Source organism: Acinetobacter sp. Gutcm_16 (genome assembly GCF_028649355.1).
Lineage (GTDB): Bacteria > Pseudomonadota > Gammaproteobacteria > Pseudomonadales > Moraxellaceae > Acinetobacter > Acinetobacter johnsonii.
On the sequence record NZ_JAQSUV010000015.1, the window covers coordinates 23,768 to 32,688 of the forward strand.

Consider the following 8,921-nt stretch of genomic DNA (forward strand, 5'->3'; position numbering starts at 1 on the left):
CTGTAATACTTCACTAGTTTTTACTTTGTAAATGAATAATTCTTAAGGTTGAATTACATGTTCGTTCGCACAATACTCGCGATGAGTTTAAGTTGCATTCTTGCTGGTACAGCGTTTGCTGCATCTACTACTGAACAACCCTTGACGCCAAAAAAGATCATTGATACTTCAGTTCAAGATCCCATTGATCCTTTAGCAACAGATGTCGCTTCAGCTTCTACTGCGGTTGCAAACAGCCAAATTACAGCAAAAGAACAAGCAGACTTAAACCAAGCTTCGCAAACTTTAGATCAACTTGAACAATCTGAAGATAAAACAGCTGACGTTGGTGCTGCACCAAGCAAAACCACCACTGCACCGACCACCACAACGACCAATCCTGCTGCGGCTAAAGCATCGTGGACATTAAATGGTTTAAACAGTGCAGAATGGTTTGACAATATTGGTAAAGGCCAATTCCCTGTCTATGCACGTGCTCACGTGATGTTGAATAATGCGCATGCGTCTCCGGGTGCAATTGATGGCATGAGCGGTAAAAATACCCTCAAAGCCATTGCCTCTTTCCAGCAAATGAGCGGCTTAAAAGCAACAGGTACCTTAACCAAAGAAACTTGGGATGCTCTAATGGCAAGCCAAGGTTCTAAACCTGCATTTATTGAATACACCATTACCGAAGCAGACCTAAAAGGTCCTTATGCTGCATCAATTCCACGCGATTATGCACTACAAGCCAAAATGAAAGGTTTGTACTACACTCGTGTGACTGAAATGCTAGGTGAAAAGTTCCATATGGATGAAGACTTCTTGCAGAAGTTAAATCCAAAAGCAACCTTCAAAAAAGCGGGCGAAAAAATTATTGTGGCCAATATCCGCAATGAAGTGCCAGAAGACATTCACTTGATTGTTGCGCACAAAGGTGCAAAACAGCTGTATTTATTTAACAGCCGCAACCAAATGATCGGTTCTTTCCCTGCAACCATTGGTAGCTCGGACACTCCATCACCAACGGGTACCTATAAAGTCACTGGTGTTGCGCCAAATCCTTGGTATAGCTACTCACCTAGCAACTTTGTACAAGGTAAAAACTTAAAACCACTTTCTCTACCACCGGGTCCGAATGGTCCTGTAGGGAATATCTGGATTGGTTTAAGCAAAAAATCATTTGGTATTCATGGCACACCAAACCCTTCTGCTATTTCTAAAACAGCATCACACGGTTGTATCCGTTTGACTAACTGGGATGCCAATGATCTTGGCAAAAAAGTGAAGTCAGGTGTTACGGTTAAATTCTTAGAATAATTGGCTTTCTAAGGTATTTACGCTATAAAAGGTGCTCTCTTGAGAGCACCTTTTTAAATTACAACAACATAGAATGACGATGAACGCTTTAAAAATAATACTGCCCGTGGCCTGCTTACTGTTTTTCTCACCTTATAGCTTTGCCGAATTAGATGAAGAAATCGTGACCAGCGTGGATGCTTCTGCTTATGTGGTGGAATCTGACAATCCATTTGACAGTCTGGATGATCATGAAAAAATCCGCCATCCCCAATACATTCCAGAACAAGACAGTCTCAGAGAGCCACTTTTGAATGCACGCTATTACGTCATCGCAGGCAAATCTCCAATTCACTATTACGTGATTCGAACAGGGCAAAAGCCTAAACTGCTTTATTTAAACCCGCCCCACTCGGCAGTTTTTTCAATAGGCGAGGCTTATGCTGAAAATCGAGAAAAAATCACCCTACAACCCCAACTCAACAGCACCGTCAAAGATCATGAGCTGTTTTCGATTATGCCTGTGGCTAAACATCTCGCACTGATCTTTCGTACTCGCTATGCCTATACCCCTACGGAATTAAAAGCCAATGCAGCCATTAACTCCATCTATGCCAACAATCGCTACCGATACAGCTATGAAATTATTGAAATCGACACGAATGGCAAACAGCTCCACCGCGTGCAATTTGTGGCTCCAGCCATTGAAGATGGGATGAGTTTTGGCCCCAAATGGGATGAAGACTCATCGGATTATAATCATGCAATACTTGAATACAGCACCAAGTCCCCGGGCGACTACCAAACCGTGCAGCCTTATAATGTTGAAACCCGTTATGAATACAGACAAGGTCAATTGAAGCACTTTGAACAAAAAATTCTGCTCACCGCCAATGACAAAGTGTTCTTAAAGAATCCCCCCAACTCGATTAACTATGAAAATTATCTCGATGATCAAGATGTACCACTCTCCGTTGAAAGCAGTACTTGCCTCGATGACTATTTTGTTTTTAAAGACAAAGCGGCTCCGCTCGGTGTGAAATGGGGCAATGACTGGATGCAACAGCAGCCGAAGCTACATCAACAATTTTTAGCTGAATATGCGCAAGGCAAAAACTACGTCTGGAAAGATTTCCGTGTACGGTATTGTGATTTAGACTGAGGCTGGAATATGTGTTGCATCATTTCAATATTGAAACGCAACATTGCAAATTCACTATTTTAGCGACAAATATAAAACGCTAAAATTCCTCCATAGATTAAAAATAAGATTGGAGTTCAAAATGGATGCTTTCATTCATCGCAGTCAAGACCGTGGTCATGTCAATATCGGCTGGCTAGAGTCTAAACACAGCTTTTCTTTTGGCAGTTGGTATAACCCTAAATATATGGGCGTGAGTGCTCTACGTGTCATCAATGACGACGTGATCGCGGGTCATCAAGGTTTTGGGCAACACCCCCATGACAATATGGAAATCTTAACCTGTGTACTCAAAGGCACCATCACCCATAAAGACAGCATGGGCAACCATGGTGGTATTTCAGCAGGTGAATGGCAACTGATGAGTGCAGGTACGGGTGTGCAGCACAGCGAAATGAATCAGGGTGATGAGCCAGTACATTTGCTACAAATTTGGATTACCCCAAATCAAAGAGATGCAGCGCCAAACTATCAACAGATTCGTCTTGATCCGCATGAGCAGCCAAATCAATGGCATGCGATTTGTGGCCCAAATGACAATGCTGCAATGCATATTCGTCAAGATGCCGAAGTCAAAACGGCTGTGATTGAAAAAGAGCAAATACTAGAAGTTAAAGCTACACAGCATATTAACTACGTGCATGTGATTTCAGGTTCAATCCAAGTTGCAGAACATACTCTTCATGCAGGTGACGCAATTGCGTTCTTAGAAGCAAGTGCCGTTGAAGCCTTGGAAGATGCACAAGTGATTTGGTTTGATTTGCTTGAAGTCAAATAAGTCATCACCCACAATAAAAGCCAACGTCTAGACGTTGGCTTTTTTAATGCAGAGCTCAAGCAGCTTTTTCACTTGGCTTAGAGAAAATTCACCGCAAGTAATGCCACAGCAGCAGGTAAAGCTTGAATGTAGATAATTTTCTTACTGGCGGTCAGACCACCATAAATGCCAGCAACCAAAACGCAGCCTAAAAAGAAATTGGCCAGTGGCAGTGCATAAGTTTCAGGTGCACATAGCGCCCAAAATAGACCTGCAGCCAAGAAACCATTGTATAAACCCTGATTTTGCGCCATAACTTTGGTCAGTTGTGCTTTTTCGGGCGTATTGCCAAAGGCTTTTAAACCATAGGGCTTATCCCATAAAAACATCTCTAAAACTAAAATATACACATGCAACAGTGCAATTAAAGCAATCAAAATTTGTCCCATCATACGCTTTCTCCTTATTTTTGATGAATGATGCTAGATCAGCTTCACAGCTGATCTAAGTCGAAAACGGTTAAGGTTTCAAAAGTACTTTACCCTGACGTGCGCCTTGCGTCGCTTTCAGTGCTGCATCTTTAATTTGTGCAAAGCTGAAGATACCTTCAACAGGCAGCAGTAATTTTTTCTGTGCAGCAAGCGTCAATAACTCCACAATTAACTCCTTTTTACGTTCAGCAGACAATTGCTTATTCACCACACTCGCCCAAAAACCTTTGACTGTAGCTTGTTTAAAAATCAGATCTCCCGAAGAAATCTGCATGGTCTCGCCCGTCATGCTGCCAAATGAAACCAATAGACTATTTTCACTCAGCAAAGCCAACATTTCACCACTGGCCTGACCACCAATGGAGTCTACACCCGCAATCAGTGGCTGATCTGCATGAATCGCTTTGACTTGTTCTTTCCAATCAGCTTGGTCTGTTGCTACCACATTTTGAATGCCTAAGGCCTGCATTTCAGCTACAGCCTCAGTACGGCGAACCAAATGAATTACCTTTTGACCACGCGCTTTTGCAATCATTGCCACGGTTTTACCCACCGCACCATTGGCAGTGTTCTGAATCAACCACGAATCTGCTGGTAAATCGATAAAATCTAAAAGCATCAGTGCACTGATCGGCATCCCAATCAACTGCGCTGCCGTTTCATCATCAATCGCGTCAGTTAAAGGCACGACGCCATGCGCTGGCGCAATAAAATACTCGGCCCAACTGCCATGAACTGCAGCAACTGCTACACGCTGCCCTACCGATACGCCCTGTACACCCTCACCAAGCGCATCAATCACGCCCACAGCTTCGCTACCACCAATTGCAGGCAGTGTTGGTTTATAACCATAACTACCACGCACTGTCCACACATCGTGGTTATGCATTGGCGATAGAATCATTTTAATACGTACTTCACCCGCTTTCGGTTCAGGTTGCGGCATATCTGCAGCTTCCAAGACGTCAACAGGTTCACCAAAATGGTGATGAATAATACTTTGCATTTGCTATTCCTTTATCGGCTGTAATAGTTGTTGGGTAGTTTCCAAAGCGAGGTAAAGGGGCTGCTTATCTCGGGCCAGTCTTGCCAATAAAGCTGCTCCCAACCACAATTGATACATGGTTTGTGCCATTTTTTCAGCGTCAATATGCGCTGGAATTGAACCATCTTGCTGCCCGGCTTGGATTAGACCCGAAATACGTTCTGTTAACTTACGCACCCCGAAGTTCAAAATCTGACGCATATCTTCAGATAAATCTGAGACTTCTGCTGCCAATTTGACGATCAAACAATTCTCCGCCCATCCCCCATCGCTATGATGTTCAACATCACTTTCAATATGTGATGAGTTATCAATCCATGCTTGCCAAAGTGCCATCAGGCTTGCATAGGCGCTTCGCTGTTCTTGCTGTATCAGCTGATCGATTTTGACCTTATAGTCGGCTAGATACTGCTGAAGTAGCGCACAGCCGAAAGCCTCTTTCGAAGCAAAGTAATAATAGAATGAACCTTTCGGCACATCACAATTCTTTAGAATTTCCTGTAAGCCCACTCCGACAAAACCTTTATGTAACACCAGTTGAAAACTGCTATTTAAAATGTGTAGTCGTGTTGCTTCACTTTTATCTGATCGTTTCATATCCACACTATAAATTAATAATAGACCAGTCGTCTACAAAATAATGCATCTACCTTTGATACTTCATCTCGAATCATTGGATTACATATAAATTTTGCTGATTAAAATTTTGATATAAATGATTGAAATAAATGTTACATTATACCATAACACAAATTTTCAATTCATCTTATGTCTACACCTTCACAACGTTTACAAGCTATTGACGCCCTCAGAGGATTGGTTATTCTGATCATGATGGTCGACCATGTCAGAGAAACTTTTTATCTGCACCAGCAAGTCCCCGACCCGATGCTGATTCCAGGAACCGAAGAATCCCTTTTCTTTAGCCGAATCTTGGCTCACTTATGTGCCCCTGTTTTTGTGGTATTAACAGGCTTATCGGCTTATCTTTACCAAGCAAAAAACAACAGTGTTCAAATGACCCGTGAATTTTTACTCAAGCGCGGTCTATTTCTAATTTTTCTCGAATTGATCATTATCAACTTCGCTTGGACTGGACAGTTCCCGCCTGATGTCATCTATTTACAAGTAATTTGGGCCATTGGTCTCAGCATGGTAGTTTTAGCAGGCTTGATTGGGCTATCGCAAAAATGGCTCTGGGTGATCAGTCTCAGCATTATTTTTGGACATAATGCGCTGGATCAAGTGTCATTTTCACAAATACCTATCCTGCAAAATCTGTGGTTTATTTTACATGAACGTGGTTGGATCGAATTTGGAGATCTGATTCGTTTTAGAACCTCTTACCCAGTACTGCCTTGGATTGGGGTAATTACCCTCGGCTATTGCATCGGTCATACCGTATTTAACAGCACACATGATGTCGCAAAAAGAAATCAAATCTTGTTAGGCTTCGGGCTTGCCAGTATCAGCTTATTTATCATTTTAAGAATGATCAATCTCTATGGCGACCAAGCATGGTCAATCATGTCGACCAGCACTGAAACAGTTATGAGTTTTTTGAACTTGACCAAGTATCCGCCATCGCTGCTGTTTATTTTGTGGAATGTCGGACTATGCTTAATCCTGTTAGTGTTACTTCAAAAGGTTGAAAGCAAACCTTGGGCCAAACCCTTGATTGTCTTTGGTTCCGTGCCGATGTTCTTCTATATCGTACACTTATATGTGCTGAAAGCCCTCTATCTCACTGCGGTCACACTGTTTGGCACAACCCATGGCGAATACTTCGGCGTCGATCATGTCTCCACCCTCTGGCTCATTTCGATTATTTTAACGGTGGCTCTCTATCCGTTGATGTTAAAATTCTCAGCCTTTAAACATAAAAACAAACACATTCGCATTCTTAAATACCTCTAAGGATTTAAGGTGTATAGCCCATTTCACTGAAATAAGATTGATGCTTAGTCCAACTAGGCATCAGATTTCCCGACACCCAGCAAATATGCTTTATGCACCAACGAATGTCTGAAGCAAAAATTTACTTTGCTTTAGTCTGCAATGCTAAGCAGATTGAAATTAAAACCATCCCAATCCAACCGATTGGTGCAAGTTGTTCTCCCACCAACAGGATTGCAAATACAGCGGCAACCAAAGGTTCAAACAAGGTCAAGGTAATGGCTTTACTGGCAGGCACAGTTTTTAAGCCATATCCAAATAAAACATAGCCCAAAAACATTGGGATCAACATCATATAACTCACGACATAAAGGTTGATGTTTTCTTCAAACAAGTTTGAACCTGTTATCCATAAAGTCGGAAGTAATAATAAAGAACCAAGTCCGAAGATGAGCCCCATAGACGCTTTTGCATCCATTCCTTGGTCAATCATTCGTTTTGCCGCCCAAGAATATAAAGCATAGGTCAATCCCGCAACCGCCCCTAAAGCAATACCCAACATTTGTCGATTTTGGGACAAATGCTCCGTGGTTGCTACAGCATGTGATTCCCCGAGAGAAAGTAGCGCAACGCCCGTCACTCCCAATACGAAACTCATCAGCCATGTCATCGAAAGTGCTTTTCGGTCAAACACCCTTTCTAAAAGTGCAGTAAATAAAGGCGCCGTACCAATCGACACGACCGTACCAATGGTGATGCCTGCATAGTGCATCGATGAATAAAAGGCCAAAGGATAAATAAAAACCGCAATTACGCCTACACCGAGCATCACCGCATTGGCTTTGATATGTGCCAGATGGTAGATGATACTTTTTCGCGCCAAAAGTGCCTGCAGCAGTCCACCACCGCCCATCGCCGCAGCGCCAACAGCCAAAGGACTCAAATTAGGTGCAAAAGATGCGACTGTGCCCGTCGTTCCCCATAGAAAAGCAGCGAACAGCACCGCGATGAAACCATAATTCGGTACCGCAGAAACAGACTGATTCACGTACTGATTTCCTGTGCTAAAAGTGTTTTCACCATCGCTGTTGCAGCTTGTACTTTTTCACTCGAGCTTTCCAAGCCTGCTCGCGCAATCGATCCCTCTAAAATAAAAGACAATAACAAAGCCATTTGTTTGACCTTGTATGCGTCCGAAATGATATTGGCAAGCTGTGTAGAGATAATGTTTTCAATTTCATCCTTATGCCGTTTTACAGCCAAGCGCTCGGCGCTGTGCGCTGGGAACTCAGCAGCAGCATTCAACAAACCGCAGCCCCGAAAACCTTTTTCATAGGCAAACTCAGCATGATCTTGATAGGCTTCAAAAACCGCGACAATTTTATCAATAGGAGTATGTGCTTGTTGATTTCGAAGCGCATACAAATCTAACCACTCTTGATGCCGTGCTTCTATATAAGAAGTGATCAAGTCAGCCTTCGTCGGGAAATTATTATATAAGGACATTTTGGCAACTTTGGCCTTATCGGTAATGCTGTTAATCCCTGTACTGGTGATGCCATCGTTATAAAACAGAATTGCAGCTGCATCTAAAATTTTCTGTTTCGCAGTTTTCGTATTCATCACACTCAACTAAGTAGACCGATCTACCTAATTTATAGAATCTGTAAAAATATGCAAGTCACCTTTGCTTATTTAATGAAGGAAATATCAGATGAATCAAATACAGGAGAATACCCTTCAATCCCCCCATTACAATGACGGTTGATAGAAAGCGAAACGGAACAATCGCTCTATACTTTTACAAAGCATATGTAGTTCCAACTTAGAGGTAATGAGTTGCTAGATAAACCAAACGAAGGATGCTAAAAAAACCCATCTGAGAAATTGAGAAACTTTCGAAAAACTGATCTACAGAAATGACTGCTACGCATTACAACTGCATAGTCTCTATAACTGTTTGCCTAAAACGAATAGTGAATCTAAAAAGGGATCGAGTTGGACAGCTCAATAGTTATAAAAGAAGGTTAAATACCTTAAATAAAAAAAGCAGTAAGAGAAGGTCTGACTGCTTTTTTTAGAATTTGATCACTGCCGATCTATGTGGTGTTCCCCACACTACTTGACGTAATGGCCCAACTTAAACTTGGGTTATCGATTAATGATTCGTTTTAATTTGTATTTAAAAATAATTTGGCGGAAGCGGTGAGATTCGAACTCACGGAGGACTCACACCCTCGTCGGTTTTCAAGA

General features: G+C 42.2%; 9 protein-coding genes. 4 read left to right on the top strand and 5 right to left on the bottom strand.

Going from position 1 to position 8,921, the window contains the following annotated elements:
- The first annotated feature begins 57 nt into the window (after nucleotides 1–57).
- From PTT44_RS02035 to PTT44_RS02045, 3 genes are all read left to right on the top strand, one after another.
- Entirely contained in the window at nucleotides 58–1,299 is a 1,242-nt protein-coding gene (locus tag PTT44_RS02035) for a L,D-transpeptidase family protein (RefSeq protein ID WP_168158115.1), read from the top strand.
- 79 nt (nucleotides 1,300–1,378) lie between these two features.
- Entirely contained in the window at nucleotides 1,379–2,440 is a 1,062-nt protein-coding gene (locus tag PTT44_RS02040; protein WP_252726093.1) for a hypothetical protein, read from the top strand.
- A 121-nt stretch (nucleotides 2,441–2,561) separates the two neighbouring features.
- Entirely contained in the window at nucleotides 2,562–3,257 is a 696-nt protein-coding gene (locus PTT44_RS02045) for a pirin family protein (protein ID WP_168158117.1), read from the top strand.
- A 77-nt stretch (nucleotides 3,258–3,334) separates the two neighbouring features.
- On the opposite strand, the gene PTT44_RS02050 is transcribed toward PTT44_RS02045, so the two are convergent.
- The 3 genes from PTT44_RS02050 to PTT44_RS02060 all read right to left on the bottom strand — a co-directional run bounded on the left by PTT44_RS02050 (nucleotide 3,335) and on the right by PTT44_RS02060 (nucleotide 5,369).
- On the bottom strand, nucleotides 3,335–3,688 hold the full coding sequence (locus PTT44_RS02050; RefSeq protein WP_168158118.1) for a DUF1304 domain-containing protein: 354 nt from the start codon (nucleotides 3,686–3,688) through the stop codon (nucleotides 3,335–3,337).
- Nucleotides 3,689–3,755: 67 nt separating this feature from the next.
- The gene (locus PTT44_RS02055) at nucleotides 3,756–4,733 is read right to left on the bottom strand and encodes a zinc-binding dehydrogenase (RefSeq protein ID WP_168158119.1); all 978 of its coding nucleotides are present in this window, start codon (nucleotides 4,731–4,733) and stop codon (nucleotides 3,756–3,758) included.
- Nucleotides 4,734–4,736: 3 nt separating this feature from the next.
- Nucleotides 4,737–5,369 carry a TetR/AcrR family transcriptional regulator gene (locus tag PTT44_RS02060; protein WP_005400463.1) on the bottom strand — a complete coding sequence of 211 codons (633 nt, stop codon included), beginning with the start codon at nucleotides 5,367–5,369 and terminating at the stop codon, nucleotides 4,737–4,739.
- A gap of 171 nt (nucleotides 5,370–5,540) precedes the next feature.
- On the opposite strand from PTT44_RS02060, the gene PTT44_RS02065 reads away from it, so the two are divergent.
- Entirely contained in the window at nucleotides 5,541–6,689 is a 1,149-nt protein-coding gene (locus PTT44_RS02065; RefSeq protein ID WP_168158120.1) for a DUF1624 domain-containing protein, read from the top strand.
- A 121-nt stretch (nucleotides 6,690–6,810) separates the two neighbouring features.
- Here PTT44_RS02065 and PTT44_RS02070 read toward each other — a convergent pair whose 3' ends face one another.
- Together PTT44_RS02070 and PTT44_RS02075 are read right to left on the bottom strand one after the other, a co-directional pair.
- Nucleotides 6,811–7,716, bottom strand: coding sequence for a DMT family transporter (locus PTT44_RS02070; protein ID WP_273795524.1), 906 nt, complete (start codon nucleotides 7,714–7,716; stop codon nucleotides 6,811–6,813).
- Nucleotides 7,713–8,291 carry a TetR/AcrR family transcriptional regulator gene (locus PTT44_RS02075; protein ID WP_168158122.1) on the bottom strand — a complete coding sequence of 193 codons (579 nt, stop codon included), beginning with the start codon at nucleotides 8,289–8,291 and terminating at the stop codon, nucleotides 7,713–7,715. The genes PTT44_RS02070 and PTT44_RS02075 overlap by 4 nt, the downstream gene beginning before the upstream one ends.
- Nucleotides 8,292–8,921 lie beyond the last annotated feature (630 nt).

Coding starts and splice junctions, on each gene's coding strand:
- PTT44_RS02035 (WP_168158115.1), top strand. CDS start 58: ATGTTCGTTCGCACAATACTCGCGATGAGTTTAAGTTGCATTCTTGCT.
- PTT44_RS02040 (WP_252726093.1), top strand. CDS start 1,379: ATGAACGCTTTAAAAATAATACTGCCCGTGGCCTGCTTACTGTTTTTC.
- PTT44_RS02045 (WP_168158117.1), top strand. CDS start 2,562: ATGGATGCTTTCATTCATCGCAGTCAAGACCGTGGTCATGTCAATATC.
- PTT44_RS02050 (WP_168158118.1), bottom strand. CDS start 3,688: ATGATGGGACAAATTTTGATTGCTTTAATTGCACTGTTGCATGTGTAT.
- PTT44_RS02055 (WP_168158119.1), bottom strand. CDS start 4,733: ATGCAAAGTATTATTCATCACCATTTTGGTGAACCTGTTGACGTCTTG.
- PTT44_RS02060 (WP_005400463.1), bottom strand. CDS start 5,369: ATGAAACGATCAGATAAAAGTGAAGCAACACGACTACACATTTTAAAT.
- PTT44_RS02065 (WP_168158120.1), top strand. CDS start 5,541: ATGTCTACACCTTCACAACGTTTACAAGCTATTGACGCCCTCAGAGGA.
- PTT44_RS02075 (WP_168158122.1), bottom strand. CDS start 8,291: ATGAATACGAAAACTGCGAAACAGAAAATTTTAGATGCAGCTGCAATT.